Origin of the sequence: Providencia rustigianii DSM 4541 (genome assembly GCF_000156395.1) — a bacterium.
GTDB lineage: Bacteria > Pseudomonadota > Gammaproteobacteria > Enterobacterales > Enterobacteriaceae > Providencia > Providencia rustigianii.
The window spans coordinates 178,985-195,320 of the sequence record NZ_GG703818.1; the positions used below are offsets into that span (position 1 = coordinate 178,985).

Below are 16,336 nucleotides of genomic sequence, written 5' to 3' on the forward strand. Positions count from 1 at the left end.
CTAGCGGCCCTCATTCTTCGCAAGACGCATTACCATCAGTTTGGAAATCGCCAGAACGATGAAGGTAATTACGAATAGAATTAAACCAAGTTCCATTAACGCAGCGGTATGTAAACCACTTTCCGCTTCTGCGAACTCATTCGCCAGTGCAGAGGTAATACTGTTACCCGGCATAAACAATGAAGGACTATCGAGCTGGTAAGTGTTACCGATGACGAATGTGACGGCCATGGTTTCACCGAGTGCACGACCCAAGCCCAACATCACCCCCCCGATAACCCCATTACGGGTATAAGGTAAAACAATATTCCAAATCACTTCCCATGTAGTACAACCAATACCGTAGGCTGACTCTTTCATCATCACAGGAGTTTGTTCAAACACATCACGCATAACAGAGGCGATGTAAGGAATAATCATGATAGCGAGGATAATACCTGCCGCAAGAATACCAATACCGAATGCCGGACCAGTGAACAGCTCCCCAACAATAGGAATACTCGACATCACGTTGCCGACAGGTTCTTGGAAATATTCTGCGAATAATGGAGCGAAGACGAAAAGCCCCCACATACCATAAACAATACTTGGGATTGCAGCGAGGAGCTCAATCGCAATACCTAATGGACGTTTTAACCAGTTAGGTGCTAACTCTGTTAAAAACAGCGCGATACCAAAACTGACGGGTACGGCGATGATCAGAGCAATCAATGAGGTAACAATGGTGCCGTAGATTGGTACTAATGCACCAAATTGCTCAGCAGGAGCATCCCACTCTTTGTTCCACAAAAACGAAAACCCAAACTTCTGCATACTTGGCCAGGATGCAAAAATGAGGGAAACAATAATACCGCCGAGCATGAGGAGAGTAATTAGCGCGGCAATCTTTACCAGTGCGCTAAAAATCACGTCACCCGATTTGCTTGGGGCTTTAAATGCCGTTATTTTTTCGGCCATGCGCTTTGTTCTCATTCCATACCTACTTCACAGTAGGGTTACGTTACTACGGTGAATAAGCAGATGCTGTTCCTCAACATCCGCTTACCATTTTCCAACCCGAGGCTCACTTAGAACAGTGATTTACCTTGGCTATCTTTAACTTCTGTTTTCCATGCTGCGCGTACTGCGGTCACGACTTCTTGAGGTAAAACTGCATAATCTAATGCTTCTGCTTGTTTACCACCTTTTTCGTAAGCCCAGTTGAAGAAATCAAGAGCTGCTTTACCTTTCACCGCATCCGCTTGTTGCTTATGAACTAAGATGAATGTGGTTGAAGTAATTGGCCACGCATTCGCACCTTCACGGTTAGTCAGGTCTTGTGCAAAGGATTTTGACCAATCAACTTTTTTCGCTGCTGCGCTGAAGCTTTCACCAGTCGGTGATACTGGCTGGCCATCCGCAGAGATTAGCTTAGTATACGCAAGATTATTTTGTTTTGCGTAAGCATATTCTACGTAACCAATTGAGCCTGGGAGACGCTGAACGAAGGCTGCAACACCATCATTACCTTTACCGCCTACGCTGTTTTTCGGCCAGTTAACTGTGGAACCTGCACCAACATCTGATTTCCAGCTTGAGCTGACTTTCGCTAAGTAGCTAGTGAATACGAACGTAGTACCTGAACCATCTGAACGACGAACAACCGCGATGTTTTGGTCAGGTAATTTAGCATTCGGGTTTAACTTGACGATGGCTGGGTCATTCCATTTTGTGATTTTACCTAGGTAGATATCACCTAAAGTTGCACCATCTAACACCAGTTGGTTAGATTGAATGCCTTTTACATTAACCGCTAAAACCACACCGCCAATTACCGTTGGGAATTGGAACAAACCGTCTTCTTTCAGTTTTTCATCTGTTAATGGCGCATCAGATGCACCGAAGTCGACAGTTTTTGCATTAATTTGTTTTACGCCACCAGAAGAACCGATCCCCTGATAGTTAATTTTGTTGCCTGTTTCTTTTTGATAAGAATCTGCCCACTTAGCATAAACAGGAGCAGGGAATGTCGCGCCAGCTCCGGTCAGGCTGGTGGCAGCAAAAGAAGACATTGCAGTCATAGATAAAGTTGCTGCCATTACGCTTGCTAGGGTGGTACGCATCATTTTCATAATCCCTCCGGGGATGTATAGAAACAATCAAGTAGTAAATTAAAGTGTATGTCACGGTAGGGAAAATAGGACAATTTAGTTACGGCAACATGTCACATTTATGACAGTTTTATGACATTTGAGGATTTTATCGACGAAGAGAAAGGAAAATCGAGAAAGAAAAATAACTATTCCATTATTTTTCAATTAATTATAAGTGAGCATGTGAATATTACAGTTTTAAAAATGACCATGACATATTGTCATAAATGACAAAAATTTTTTCTATTTTTCTATCTTTCTATCTTTCTATCTTTCTATCTTTCTATCTTTCTATACAGAATACTTTTCTACACAGCATATCTCTAAGTAGTTCGTGTGGCAGCTAGGCGGCAAACGAAGATATCTCGGGGAGCATACATAAGTATGTGACCCGTGTAGCTGAGAGTAGCCAACAACGCTGCAGCGCGAAATACGACGAGATATCAGTCTTCGCGTTCCTTTAGAGGGAGCAAAGCTCTAATAGCAAACCCGCCACGCTCACTTTTACGGATCTCAATATTCCCCTCGTGAGCATCAATAATTCTACGAATTATCGCCAGCCCCAGCCCTGTCCCGGTGTTACTACGGGCTTTTTCCCCTTGAACAAACGGCTGAAAGAGGCGGTGAATATCTTCGTCTTTGATCCCAGCACCATCATCTTCCACTTGGAACCAAACATAATCTTCATTCTTACCACTACTGACTTTAATCCAACCATTTCCGTAGCGGTATGCATTGACGATCATGTTGGTTATCGCGCGTTTAATTGCTAGCGGATTTCCATTGAAAATAACAGGGCCCGGCACAAGTTTCGTTTCAATTTCTCCGACTACATTAACTTCTGCCACCACAGCTTCATTGAGGATGGTATTGAGATCACAGAATTCCATATCCATCTCTTGACCTGTTTTCAGGTAAGACATGAACTGACCGATAATCGCATCACATTCTTCAATATCTTTATTGATAGATTCAGCCAGATAGCTATCTTCAGGACTCATCATTTCAGTGGCAAGACGAATTCGTGTTAACGGTGTTCGCAGGTCATGACTCACCCCCGCCATAAGGACGGTACGGTCATTTTCGAGGGTTTTGATACCGGCAGCCATATGGTTAAACGAGCGGATCGCTGCTCGCACCTCTGTCGCCCCTTTTTCCTGCATTGGCGGTAATATATGCCCTTTACCGACTTCACCAGCATGATATTCCAACTCTAATAAGGGTTTATTTTGATAGCGAATATACAACCAAACCCCTGCAAATATAGTGAGGAAGACGGTGAGAGTATAGCGAAAGACTTGCGAGAATTGATTTTGACCAATTTCAGTAAGCGGGACTCGCACCCAAATATCTGGTGCAAGATAGGAAGTTAACCATAATATCGGATACTCACGCCCAAGTTCAAGATGTACACTGGCCTTGCCGCCTAAGTATTCCGACATATTTTTACTAAGAAAATCATACTCCTTTGCCCAATTCAGCCCTTCATTCATAGCGGCTGAATGTGCATAAAAAGTAATACCTAATTCATTATAGATTTTCTTACGCAGCGCAGGAGATACCCGCACAGAGGTTCCATCTTGTAGAACCATTTTCTCCGTCATCAATGTACGCACTTCATACGCCAACACTTTATTGAACTGTTGTAAGCTAGGCATAACAACAAAGTTCAAAACGACCATATAGCTGGTCACAAGGCTTGCAAACAGTAGTGCTACAAATAAAAATAACGAACGAGAAAATGTACTACGTCGTGAGAACCTCAGTCGCTTCATGCTTTGCTTCCATCAGGAACAAACACGTACCCCAGACCCCAGACCGTTTGAATATAACGAGGATGGGCAGGATCTTCTTCAATCATGCGGCGTAAACGTGAAATTTGAACGTCAATTGATCGTTCCATCGCACTGTATTCACGACCTCTCGCTAAGCTCATCAGTTTGTCTCGAGATAAAGGCTCACGCGGATAAGATACCAAAACTTTTAATACAGCGAACTCACCGCTGGTTAATGGCATATTCTCCTCGCCTTGGAACATCTCACGAGTACCGAGGTTCAGTTTAAATTTACCGAAAGTAATCACGGCATCGTCTTGAGATGGCGCCCCCGGCAATTCGTTCGCTTGACGACGTAATACTGCGCGAATACGAGCCAATAATTCACGAGGATTAAATGGCTTAGGAATATAATCATCCGCACCAATTTCCAAACCAACAATACGGTCAACTTCTTCACCTTTTGCCGTGACCATAATGATAGGAATTGGGTTGTTTTGACTACGTAATCGACGACAGATAGATAATCCATCCTCCCCAGGAAGCATTAAATCTAATACGATTAAATGAATAGATTCCCGCGTTAGGATCCTATCCATTTGCTCAGCATTCGCTGCGCTTCTTACCTGAAAACCCTGCTCCGTAAGGTAACGTTCGAGCAGAGCACGTAAACGCATATCATCATCGACAACAAGAATCTTATAACTTTCCTGCATTTGTAGCCCCCAAAGTGTAGATCCTTCGAATTATTTTGCTCATGAAAATAAACAAAAATAATATTTATGCCACTAATTTATCACTAACCTTAGTTTTAATGAATTTTTTTACTCTTTAATTGAATAATGGCTTATAGCTAATTTCTAATACAAAATAGGTTACTTGCCCGCCCGGCGTGCTAACCACAACTTCATCATCAACCCGTTTACCAATCAGCGCGCGGGCTACCGGAGAATCGATTGAAATCCATTGCTTTGCCGGATCGAATTCATCTGCACCAACTAAACGAAAAATTCGGATATTTCCGTTATCGTCTTCAAGTTTAACCCAAGCTCCAAAAAAGACACGCCCCTCCTGACGAGGATCGGGTTCGACTATTCTTAATTGATCTAATCTTTTGGATAAAAAACGGATGCGGCGGTCAATTTCCCGCAATCTTTTTTTACCGTAAATATATTCTGCATTTTCTGACCGATCCCCCTGAGCCGCAGCTTCAGAGACGGATTGAGTCACTCTTGGGCGCTCTTCTTTCCAAAGATATTTGAGTTCTTTATCTAAAGCGTCCCAACCTTCACGGGTAATTAACAGGCTCTTATTCATAACATTAAGGGTATATAAAACGAATGATTATAGGATGTTATAAAAATTTATCTGCGACTTTCCTTGCATTAGATGGAAATTCTGTCTGGAAATTATGCCAACCACCAAGTATAACTGTGCAGTAAATTTTCACCGTTCTTTGAGTAGGTATTTAAACACGACATGAATGAAACTCTAAGCCAAATTATTGCAGCTGAACTGCGAACCCAGCCACAACAGGTACTTTCCGCTATCACATTATTGGATGAAGGTAACACCGTTCCTTTTATTGCCCGTTACCGTAAAGAGGTCACTGGAGGGTTGGATGATACTCAGCTTCGACAGCTAGAGAGCCGTTTAGGGTATTTGAGAGAGTTAAATGACCGTAAGCAAACCATCCTAAAATCCATTGAAGAACAAGGTAAGCTTACCCCGGAACTCACCTCCGCAATCAATACCACACTAAATAAAACTGAACTTGAAGACCTTTACCTCCCTTACAAGCCAAAGCGTCGTACCCGCGGTCAAATTGCAATTGAAGCCGGATTAGAACCTTTAGCTGACACCTTATGGAACGACCCGAGCCAATCTCCTGAAGAATTAGCACAGCGCTATATCGATGCAGACAAGGGCGTTGCAGATGTGAAAGCTGCTTTAGATGGCGCTCGTTATATTTTAATGGAGCGTTTTGCCGAAGATGCGGCCTTATTGGCCAAAGTTCGCGATTATATTTGGAAAAATGCCCACATTGTCTCGGTAGTTGCTGATGGTAAACAAACTGAAGGCGTGAAATTTAGCGACTATTTTGATCACCATGAGCCTGTTTCTCAAGTTCCTTCTCACCGTGCTTTAGCCATGTTCCGTGGACGCAATGAAGGAATTTTGCAATTGTCACTAAACTGTGACCCGCAATTTGAAGAACCGCCAAAAGAGAGTTATTGCGAAGAAATTATTACTCGCCATCTCGATGTACGTTTCAATAATGCGCCAGCAGATCAATGGCGCAAAGCCGTTATCAGCTGGACATGGCGCGTCAAAGTCTTATTGCATCTAGAAACCGAAATCATGAGCACCTTACGTGAGAAAGCGGAAGAGGAAGCCATTAATGTATTCGCACGTAACTTAAGCGACCTGCTCATGGCAGCGCCTGCGGGTATGCGAGCCACAATGGGATTAGATCCTGGCTTACGTACAGGTGTTAAAGTTGCGGTTGTGGACTCCACAAGCAAAGTGATCGCGACCGACACCATTTACCCGCATACTGGGCAGGCAGCAAAAGCCGCCGCTATCGTAGCCGCGTTATGTCAAAAACATAATGTGGAGTTAGTGGCTATCGGTAATGGAACCGCCTCCCGAGAAACCGAACGTTTCTTTGCTGAAGTACAAAAACAGTACCCTGATGTCACCGCACAAAAAGTGATTGTGAGCGAGGCCGGTGCATCAGTATATTCTGCCTCTGAGCTTGCAGCCCAAGAATTCCCAGACCTAGATGTAACTCTACGTGGTGCAGTCTCCATTGCTCGTCGTTTACAAGATCCCCTTGCGGAGCTGGTAAAAATTGATCCTAAATCTATCGGTGTAGGTCAATATCAACACGACGTTAGCCAAACCCAATTAGCACGTAAGCTCGATGCGGTCGTTGAAGATTGTGTAAACTCCGTCGGCGTTGACCTGAATACCGCTTCTGTTCCATTGCTTACCCGCGTTGCAGGGCTCAGTAAGATGATTGCCCAAAACGTTGTAGACTGGCGTGATGCAAATGGCCAATTTAATAACCGAAAACAGCTCTTAAAAGTGCCTCGTTTAGGACCTAAAGCATTTGAACAGTGTGCCGGATTCTTACGTATCTCCAATGGTGATAATCCACTAGATGCCTCGACAGTTCACCCAGAAGCCTATCCTATTGTGGAAAAAATTCTCGAAACTGTACGTCAGCCACTAAAAGAAATTATGGGGAATTCCCAAGTATTAAATGGCTTAAGCCCACGTGAATTTACGACAGAGCAATTTGGTGTTCCAACCGTCACTGACATTATCAAAGAGTTAGAAAAACCAGGACGAGACCCGCGCCCTGAGTTCAAAACAGCGACCTTTGCCGATGGTGTCGAAACCATGAACGACTTAATACCGGGCATGATCTTAGAAGGTGCGGTCACCAACGTCACTAACTTCGGTGCATTTGTGGATATTGGTGTTCATCAAGATGGGCTGGTGCATATCTCTTCTTTATCAAATAGCTACGTTGAAGACCCACACAAAGTGGTCAAGGCGGGTGATATTGTTAAAGTCAAAGTATTGGATGTAGATATTCCACGTAAACGTATCGCTTTAACGATGCGTTTAGATGAACAAGCCGGAGACAGTAATAACGCGCCCCGCAGTTCTGCCCCTGTACAGGATAAAAATGCACGTAAGGCACCAGCACCACGAGGCAATTCGCGCCAAAACACCGCGAATACTGGTAATAGTGCGATGAGTGATGCACTTGCCGCTGCATTGGGTAAAAAACGTTAATAACCAAAATGCTCTTGCGATTCTTTGCAAGGGCATTCATTAAATCTCACCCGAAAATAATTAATCACATTGACATTAATTTTTTGTATTTAATATTATTGCTAATATTAAATTAGCTAATTCAATTGGCTATCTATTCTTTTGTTTTATTTAATGACTTTAATTAACAATATTAACATTGTCTTTATTGTCTTAAAAACTCCGCAAACCAAATCTATTCTTGATCCACATCATTTAATGATAGCGAAAAAAGAGGCTAAATATACAACATGGTAGATGATTATGATTCTCATTGTTAATTAGATTTATTTTTATTTCCCACGCTATTTCTTTTAAAGATAACCACTTTATAATAATAATTATCAATATTATTCTTAATAACACTATCTATTGATTGAAAATGATAATATTCATTTCAATCAACGGAATAAACAGTAATTGGAAGGTACTATGTCCATACTTCCCCAATGCAGTTACAAAATACTTGGCTTTTCACCAGAGATCAGCCCAGCTTATCGCCAAAAACTCCTCTCTCTTGGCTTGCTACCAGGCTCGGTATTTAAAGTGGTACGTATCGCCCCATTTGGTGATCCCGTACAAATTGAAACTCACCGAGTGAGCTTAGTATTACGCAAAAAAGATTTAGCGCTCATTAACTTAGATGAAGTGCAAATAAATTAATAATTTATTAGATTTGTTCTGATAAAGATTTTTATTTTTACGACTGGCATACACTATGAAACCATTAACTATCGGCCTTATCGGTAACCCGAACGCAGGTAAAACCACGTTGTTTAACCAGTTAACAGGGTCACGTCAGCGTGTCGGTAACTGGGCAGGGGTCACCGTTGAACGTAAAGTTGGACGTTTCCACACTCCTGAACACAAAATTGAACTGGTTGACCTTCCAGGGACTTATTCTCTCACCACGATTTCTGAGCAAACATCTCTTGATGAACAGATTGCTTGCTACTTTATTTTAAGTGGTGAAGCAGACATGTTAATCAACGTGGTTGATGCCTCCAATTTGGAGCGCAACCTGTACCTTACCCTGCAACTTGTTGAGTTAGGGGTTCCCTGCATCGTTGCACTCAATATGCTAGATATCGCTCAAAGCCAGCGTATTGAAATCGATATCAAACAACTTGAGAAACAGCTTGGTTGCCCGGTGATCCCGATGGTATCAACCCGAGCTACAGGTCTTGAGCAACTCAAGCAAGCTATTGATAGCCACCCACAAAATAGCCAACAGGCGTTAGTGCAATACCCAGCGGAGCTACTCAAAACTGTAGATGAGCTTTCTGAAAAAATATCGGCTCAACAATTTAGCCTACAACAACGTCGTTGGTTAGCTCTGCAAATTTTAGAAGGGGATATTTACAGCCGTCAGCGTGCTAATGTCTCTGAACAATTACTGGCAGAAACTCGCTCTAACCTCAGAAATGCCTTACAAGAAGAACCTGAATTATTGATTGCTGATGCGCGCTATCAATCCATTGCTAGCATCTGTAATGCCGCTATCAATAATAGTGCCGCCGAACCCAACCGCCTCACTCAAAACCTTGACCGATTTATCCTCAACCGGTGGTTAGGGGTACCGATTTTCTTGTTTGTCATGTATTTAATGTTTGTGTTAGCGATCAATATCGGTGGTGCGTTACAGCCCTTCTTTGAAGGCGCCTCTGAAGCTATCTTCATTCATGGAATTCAATGGATTGGAGCAACATCAAACTTCCCTGATTGGCTCACCATATTCCTTGCCCAAGGTGTTGGGGGCGGTATTAATACCGTTCTACCATTGGTGCCACAAATTGGGATGATGTACCTATTTTTATCCATATTGGAAGACTCTGGTTATATGGCCCGTGCTGCTTTCGTGATGGATAGGTTAATGCAAGCTCTTGGTTTACCGGGTAAATCATTTGTGCCGTTAATTGTCGGATTCGGTTGTAACGTACCGTCTATTATGGGCGCAAGAACGCTTGATGCGCCTAGAGAAAGGCTAATTACCGTACTGATGGCACCGTTTATGTCTTGTGGTGCTCGTCTGGCTATCTTTGCCGTCTTTGCCGCTGCCTTCTTTGGTAAAAATGGTGCAAGCGTTGTATTTTCCCTCTATTTACTTGGTATTGTAGTTGCCATCCTAACGGGGCTGTTATTGAAACATACCCTGATGCGCGGAGAAGCATCCCCATTCGTTATGGAGTTACCGGTTTATCATGTTCCTCACCTGAAAACATTGCTGATCCAAACATGGCAACGTTTGAAAGGCTTCGTACTGCGTGCGGGTAAAGTGATTGTTGTGGCGAGTATTTTTATCGGAGCACTTAATAGCTTTTCTCTTTCCGGTAAGCCCGTTGATAATATTAATGACTCCGCACTAGCCTCCGTGAGTAAGGTCATCACCCCAGTTCTGCAACCTATTGGGGTTCACAGTGATAACTGGCAAGCAACTGTCGGTCTAATTACCGGAGCCATGGCAAAAGAAGTGGTCGTCGGAACCTTGAATACCCTGTACACCGCAGAAGCAATTACCGCAGAACCATTCGATCCTGAAGCATTTGATTTACTCGATGAGCTTGGATCCGCCGTGACTGACACATGGAATAGCCTGAAAGATACGTTCTCAATCAGTGCGCTGTCTAACCCTATTGAAGCCAGTATGGGTGATGCAGAGATGGAATCTGGTTCAATGGGCACCATGGCGGCTAAATTCGGTTCTGATATTAGCGCTTATAGCTACCTGATATTTGTTCTTCTGTACGTGCCTTGCGTATCTGTAATGGGAGCAATTGCACGTGAGACCAATAAAAGCTGGATGATGTTCTCTATTCTTTGGGGACTCAACGTCGCTTATAGCCTTGCAACACTGTTCTACCAAACAGCAACGTTCAGTGAGCACCCACAAAGTAGCTTGATAGCGATAAGTGCCGTACTCCTATTTAATATTGTGTTGATTGCTGTTCTACGCCGTGTGCGCAGCCGCGTTACTCTCAATATTAAATCTAAAACCGTGCAACAATGTTCCGGTTGCTCCAATAATAGTTGTCACTAAGGAATTAACGTGATGGTCAGCTTGCTACAAGTCAGAGATTTAATTGCTTTATATGGGCAAGCTGACATCACGTTATTAAGCACTCAACTCAATGCCCCTGCTCCATTGGTGAATGCCATGGCAGAAAAGCTAGTGAGCATGGGGAAAGTAGAAAAAGTAGACATCAGTGCCTGTTTAACAGGCACTAGCTGCAAAGGTTGTCCAGAAATTAACGATTGTTCACACTTCGTATATAAAATTAAATAGTCTTATTGAATTTCCTATTGAGTTAAAGAATCCTGACCAATTTTAATATTCCTCATAAAATTCCTAACCCTCATTAATTCTCATCCTTTTTTAAAAGTATTTTTACTTTCGCTATTTAGAATGGAGGTTACTAAGCATTAACCATTTGATATATATAGAGAGGATGTATATGAGAAATCAATCTTTATCCACATTTAGCCGTTCATTTATTAATCCATTTAAATCTAGACAACCCGCCACCCCTTCAATCCCTCAAACCAATACTAAGCAAAATATTGAAGCAAACTGCCTCTCTCGTAGCCTAGCAAATGTATTTTTAATCAATGAAGTATCAAACCATAATATTGATTTTTTAAGAGAAAGTCAGAGTTTATCCAGTTTACCTTCGTACGATGAAGCCTGCTCAAATCAATTACCTGGGCTGCTGACATACAGTGAAGCAACCCATTTACCTACATATACCGAAGCCAATCGCCCCTATGCGGCTTACGATACAGCAAATAATTTATTACCTTCATACGATGAAACTATCAGTCAATTTTCTACCTTAAAAAATGAATCTCCCGCTTTTTTACACACAATCTCTGCAATTAAAGATCACTATTTATCAATTAAGCATAACCAGCACCTGTTTAAAATAAGCTTACCGGCTAATTTCCACGGTAAAGAAGACGCAATAAAGTCAATCAATAAACACCGAATTGGAGAAGAGAAAAATAAACTCATTACTGACAAGAAAGAACTTCAATTTCAAAAATATAATAAGCAGGTTCATGACCTCGCGATTAAATATTTTAAATACCTGAGTGATGTAAATTATAAAAATACATTTGAAGGCAGAGATATTTATCAACACCCAGCATTACAAAATTTATCGAATGAATTTGCAGGCAAGTTACAGTCAACACACAAAATCAGTAAACAAACTACCCAACACCTGTTAAAAGCGGCTCATGAAACCATTATTAATAATGGATATAGCGGCCTTGCACAGCTTATGCAACACCATGGTTTGATCACTGAAACCCAGCAAGCAGGCGTTTATTTGCCGCAAGTCGATACCTTCAACCACATAAAAACAGTCCTCAAGCAACAAAGTGCGGATAATGCTCCCGCGATTTTTCTTCAGTTTATTGCTGGACAAGAAACGTATGCCGCCAGCATTCAATCTCATCGGGGAACTAATCAAAAAGTCTTCAAGCTCGTTAAAGCAGATAATAGTGTTTCAGAATTTAAAAATTTCACCACGTTTATTGAAGCATTAGAAACAACCCTCAAAGCCAGTAACCTCAAAAATGGCTTACCGCTGGATCGCGTTATTTTCCAGCAATATCGTCAAAAAAATGAACCAATAAGCCTACTCGACTCTTAATTTTCACCTTCTGCATAAGTCACTCCCAATACGGTGGCTTATGCGCTTTTGAGTATTCCACAATCTGAAGTTTATCTGATTTATTATCCTTAAGATGCTTTTTAAGACTCACTTCATTTGAAAGTTCATCATAATGTCACCTCACCTGCCTCGCAATAGCGCTCATGCTAACCGTAAGGAGCTTCCCAATCATGTTGATTTCATCAATACCATTCCAACAAAACACATTAATTAACGATACCAATAGTCAGAAATGTATCAAAACTTACTATTCCAATAACCAAATACTCATCAATTCCGCGAAACTTTCTTTATCAAGGGGACTAACCAGTACTTTTCTAATCAATGAGGTCAATAATAAAGGAATTAGTTTTATTAATTTGTTGAATAAAAGCCGCATCCAATCCCATGCCACGCCACAAATAAATGAGCAGATCACAACTCAAGAACCTGTTGATAATAAAAGTTTCTGTAAGAAAGTTTTTCGTGAATGCCTAACCGAAGTTCTGCAATTTCAAGATTTTTATACTTCGTTGAAATTTTATAAACAATATTATGAAATGAGTCGTGAAATCGACTTAAAAGGCAGTAAAAATGTACTCAAAAAAATAACAGAGCATCAACAGCAAGAAGCAAGTAAGCCCCTTATTCAATTAAATACAACTCGCCATTTCCAATCGTATAATCAGCAAGTACATAAGCTTGCACGGTACTATTACCAAGGAATTAGTGATGGTGTTTATAAGTACACAAAAGAAGGGGATAAATTCCGTCATGACCAAGAGTTTAAAACACTCGAAAATCATTTTACTGATCACTCCAAACTAAAAGAACTGGTGGAACATCCCACTAACGCGTTAGCAAATCGCTTTCTCATTGCCGCTCATGCTGAAATGCGCAACAAGGAGTTTGGTAATTTTGATCATCTGTTGACGTTATATGGCTTAATCACACATTCAGATATAAACACACCCTATTTACCTCAGAAAAAAACCGTAACTCAGCTTAATTCTGATTTGCAACAATATCGACAACCCTCAAATTCATCAGCCATATATCTGCAGTTTCTATTTTCCAACGATACACTAGCTGCTAGCATCCAACCCAATTCATCAGGATCTGGGATGAGTTATAAAATTTTTGATACCCATAAAGAGCTTCAACAATTTGATGATTTCGATGGTTTTATGCAAAGCCTAGAAACCAAAATTGCTCAATATAATCATAAAAATAATCTACCGAGCAGTTTGGTTTATGTGAAAGCATTTCATCCGCAAGTCAATGAAGATACCTTAGTGGGCTCCTACCTGACGTTATAGTCAACCCTATCCCCATTAACTAAAAATCAATTAAATGAGCGAGCTTATGGCTTATCTAATTGATTTGAAAACTCAATTAAGTATTTAGAAAACTCATCAGGATGGGAAATAAAGGGAGCATGGGCGCTTTGGCGTATCATGACTGATTTGGACTCTGGATACATCTCATCCAATATCCCAACAATTTTACGCGGAACTAAACCATCTAAATAGCCATATATACGCAAGAATGGTATCGCTAGGTTTTTCAGCTCTTCACGTAAATCTTCTGTACGCAAAGACTCCAATCCTGCATTGAGCACATCAACCGTGGGTATGGGTTGTGCCAATACGACGGATTTCAAAGTACGAGCATCATCACGGGCACTCTCTGTACCTAGGGTTTGTAACGCTAAAAAACGTTCTACAGTACGTTGAAAATCCGCAGAAAGTTGCTTTTCAAAATTTAAAAGTACATCAGGTTTTATACCCGCCCAATTATCTTCAGCCCCAAAGCATGGGGAAGATGCCACCGTGATAAGACCTTTTACTTCCTTGGAATGGTCAAGAGCAATGCGACTGGCAACCAATCCCCCCAACGACCACCCTAACCAAATTGCATTTTTAGGTGCCTGCGCCCATAAAGTTTCTGCCATTGACTGAATATTCATGGGGCTAAAATTTTGGCTACGCCCATATCCTGGTAAATCAACGAGATGAATGCGAAATTGTGAAGCGATTCGCGGAATGAGTGTTTGCCACACTTGTGCATTCAGCCCCCATCCGTGCAGTAACACAAGATCTTGCTTTCCGTCACCTACCGTCTGCCAATATAACTGCGCCATGATTACACTCTCTTGCTATAGCTTTTATTGTAATTTCTCAATTGAGGATGAACCTATGCTAACAATGGAAGGGGGCTGTTGGCTATGCCATCAATCACTAAAATTACCCCATCAGGGCATTTGTAGTTTTTGTCTCAAAAGCTTACCGATGATGCCTCGCTGTTGCTTACAATGTGGCTTACCTAGCGAACAGCCTCATATTCCTTGTGGTCGATGCTTAAGACATCCCCCCGCTTGGCAACGATTAATTGCTGTTAGCCCCTATCAAGCACCACTACGCAAGCTCATCCACCATTATAAATTTCAGCGGCAACCTCAGTTGGCCTCTGCATTGACTCGAATTTTTCTGTTGTTTTGGCAGATGGGCTACCGTCAGCAACGCTGGAATAAACCCGATTTATTGATGACGATACCCGCTCATCCGCGTCGACGCTGGCGTCGAGGCTTCGACCACATGGAACTCATTGGCGATAGATTAGCCAGATGGCTAAATATTGGCTATTCGCAAAATTCATTACTACGCACTCGTGATACACTGGCACAAGTTTCCTTAGCACGTCATCAACGCCACAAAAACCTAAATCAGGCATTTACCCTTGAAACTTCTGTTTATGGGCTACACATAGCTATTATTGATGATGTTATTACAACAGGCGCCACAATGAATGCCGCTGCACAATTGTTGATTTGTGCGGGAGCGCATACTGTTGATGCATGGTCACTGTGTCGCACCTTGTAGGATAGGTGTAAATGGGCGTATTATAACCAACTAAAGCAGTCAACTATTATATTGAGCAAGAGACTATGATTAATATTACTGAAGCAGCACAGGCTCACTTTTCCAAATTATTGGAAGGTCAAGAGCCAGGAACCCAAATTCGAGTATTTGTCATTAACCCAGGCACACCAACCGCCGAATGTGGTGTCTCCTATTGCCCTCCTGGTGCTGTAGAAGCCACTGATAAAGAGCTGAAGTTTGAAAAACTCTCTGCTTATGTTGATGAAATTAGCGCACCATTCTTGGAAGATGCGGAGATTGATTTTGTCACTGACCAATTAGGTTCTCAGCTCACACTGAAAGCCCCTAACGCAAAAATGCGTAAAGTCTCTGATGACGCGCCATTAATCGAACGTGTTGAATACGTTTTACAATCCCAAATCAACCCGCAATTAGCAGGTCATGGCGGTCGAGTTTCTTTAATGGAAATCACTGAAGATGGCTTTGCAATTTTACAGTTTGGCGGCGGCTGTAATGGTTGTTCAATGGTTGACGTGACTCTAAAAGAAGGGATTGAAAAAGAGTTACTGAAGATGTTCGACGGTGAACTGAAAGGTGTTAAAGACCTAACTGAGCACCAACGTGGCGAGCACTCTTTCTACTAATTTTCCCTGCTCTAATTTTGGCATCCGCAATTTATTGACGGATGCCAAATTGATTATCCCTGACGGGTTTTTTCCTAACTATCCGGTATTTTATGGACCATTTTGAGACACTAACACCTGAACAAGCTTACCAACATTTAGTCGATGGTAGTGCAATTCTTGTCGATGTTCGCGATCCCCAAAGTTTTCGTGCTGGTCATGCAACGGGTGCCTATCATTTAACCAATGAAACTCTTAGCCAGTTTTTAGAAAAAACTGATTATGAACAAACTGTTATGGTGATGTGCTATCACGGGCACAGTAGCCAAGGTGCAGCACAATATCTGATTAATATTGGTTTCGAATCTGTATATAGCATTAATGGCGGGTTTGAAGCATGGTCACGGACATACCCACAAGCCATTACGGCGCTCTAAACGA

The 16,336-nt window shown here is 41.9% G+C and carries 15 protein-coding genes; 9 read left to right on the forward strand and 6 right to left on the reverse strand.

The window, feature by feature from the left end:
- The 5 genes from pstC to greB form a co-directional block, all read right to left on the reverse strand.
- A complete protein-coding gene (gene pstC, locus PROVRUST_RS05920; RefSeq protein WP_006813825.1) occupies window positions 1-957 on the reverse strand; it encodes a phosphate ABC transporter permease PstC in 957 nt (318 codons plus the stop codon).
- A gap of 110 nt (window positions 958-1,067) precedes the next feature.
- Complete coding sequence (gene pstS, locus PROVRUST_RS05925) at window positions 1,068-2,111, reverse strand: phosphate ABC transporter substrate-binding protein PstS (protein ID WP_006813826.1); 1,044 nt, start codon at window positions 2,109-2,111, stop codon at window positions 1,068-1,070.
- 464 nt (window positions 2,112-2,575) lie between these two features.
- Window positions 2,576-3,907, reverse strand: coding sequence for a two-component system sensor histidine kinase EnvZ (gene envZ, locus PROVRUST_RS05930; RefSeq protein WP_039854601.1), 1,332 nt, complete (start codon window positions 3,905-3,907; stop codon window positions 2,576-2,578).
- Complete coding sequence (ompR, locus tag PROVRUST_RS05935; RefSeq protein ID WP_006813829.1) at window positions 3,904-4,623, reverse strand: osmolarity response regulator transcription factor OmpR; 720 nt, start codon at window positions 4,621-4,623, stop codon at window positions 3,904-3,906. Before ompR ends, envZ begins: the two co-directional genes overlap by 4 nt.
- 115 nt (window positions 4,624-4,738) lie before the next feature.
- Window positions 4,739-5,224 carry a transcription elongation factor GreB gene (greB, locus tag PROVRUST_RS05940; RefSeq protein ID WP_006813830.1) on the reverse strand — a complete coding sequence of 162 codons (486 nt, stop codon included), beginning with the start codon at window positions 5,222-5,224 and terminating at the stop codon, window positions 4,739-4,741.
- 162 nt (window positions 5,225-5,386) lie between these two features.
- Here greB and PROVRUST_RS05945 point away from each other — a divergent pair, with 162 nt between their 5' ends.
- The 6 genes from PROVRUST_RS05945 to PROVRUST_RS05970 all read left to right on the forward strand — a co-directional run bounded on the left by PROVRUST_RS05945 (window position 5,387) and on the right by PROVRUST_RS05970 (window position 13,709).
- A complete protein-coding gene (locus PROVRUST_RS05945) occupies window positions 5,387-7,717 on the forward strand; it encodes a Tex family protein (RefSeq protein WP_006813831.1) in 2,331 nt (776 codons plus the stop codon).
- 450 nt (window positions 7,718-8,167) lie between these two features.
- On the forward strand, window positions 8,168-8,398 hold the full coding sequence (feoA, locus tag PROVRUST_RS05950) for a ferrous iron transporter A (protein ID WP_006813833.1): 231 nt from the start codon (window positions 8,168-8,170) through the stop codon (window positions 8,396-8,398).
- Window positions 8,399-8,453: 55 nt separating this feature from the next.
- Window positions 8,454-10,772 (forward strand): Fe(2+) transporter permease subunit FeoB, encoded by a 2,319-nt coding sequence (feoB, locus tag PROVRUST_RS05955; protein ID WP_006813834.1) that lies wholly within the window; start codon window positions 8,454-8,456, stop codon window positions 10,770-10,772.
- A 12-nt stretch (window positions 10,773-10,784) separates the two neighbouring features.
- Window positions 10,785-11,018 carry a FeoC-like transcriptional regulator gene (locus tag PROVRUST_RS05960; protein WP_006813835.1) on the forward strand — a complete coding sequence of 78 codons (234 nt, stop codon included), beginning with the start codon at window positions 10,785-10,787 and terminating at the stop codon, window positions 11,016-11,018.
- A gap of 169 nt (window positions 11,019-11,187) precedes the next feature.
- Window positions 11,188-12,390 carry a hypothetical protein gene (locus tag PROVRUST_RS05965; RefSeq protein ID WP_039854604.1) on the forward strand — a complete coding sequence of 401 codons (1,203 nt, stop codon included), beginning with the start codon at window positions 11,188-11,190 and terminating at the stop codon, window positions 12,388-12,390.
- A 191-nt stretch (window positions 12,391-12,581) separates the two neighbouring features.
- On the forward strand, window positions 12,582-13,709 hold the full coding sequence (locus PROVRUST_RS05970; RefSeq protein WP_006813837.1) for a hypothetical protein: 1,128 nt from the start codon (window positions 12,582-12,584) through the stop codon (window positions 13,707-13,709).
- 44 nt (window positions 13,710-13,753) lie between these two features.
- On the opposite strand, the gene bioH is transcribed toward PROVRUST_RS05970, so the two are convergent.
- Window positions 13,754-14,533, reverse strand: a complete 780-nt coding sequence (bioH, locus tag PROVRUST_RS05975; protein WP_006813838.1) for a pimeloyl-ACP methyl ester esterase BioH — start codon at window positions 14,531-14,533, stop codon at window positions 13,754-13,756.
- A gap of 55 nt (window positions 14,534-14,588) precedes the next feature.
- On the opposite strand from bioH, the gene PROVRUST_RS05980 reads away from it, so the two are divergent.
- The 3 genes from PROVRUST_RS05980 to glpE all read left to right on the forward strand — a co-directional run bounded on the left by PROVRUST_RS05980 (window position 14,589) and on the right by glpE (window position 16,332).
- Window positions 14,589-15,272: a hypothetical protein gene (locus tag PROVRUST_RS05980; protein ID WP_039854606.1), complete on the forward strand. Its 684-nt coding sequence runs from the start codon at window positions 14,589-14,591 to the stop codon at window positions 15,270-15,272.
- 65 nt (window positions 15,273-15,337) lie between these two features.
- A complete protein-coding gene (nfuA, locus tag PROVRUST_RS05985; protein WP_006813840.1) occupies window positions 15,338-15,916 on the forward strand; it encodes a Fe-S biogenesis protein NfuA in 579 nt (192 codons plus the stop codon).
- A 92-nt stretch (window positions 15,917-16,008) separates the two neighbouring features.
- Window positions 16,009-16,332, forward strand: coding sequence for a thiosulfate sulfurtransferase GlpE (gene glpE, locus PROVRUST_RS05990; RefSeq protein WP_006813841.1), 324 nt, complete (start codon window positions 16,009-16,011; stop codon window positions 16,330-16,332).
- The last annotated feature ends 4 nt before the right edge of the window (window positions 16,333-16,336 follow it).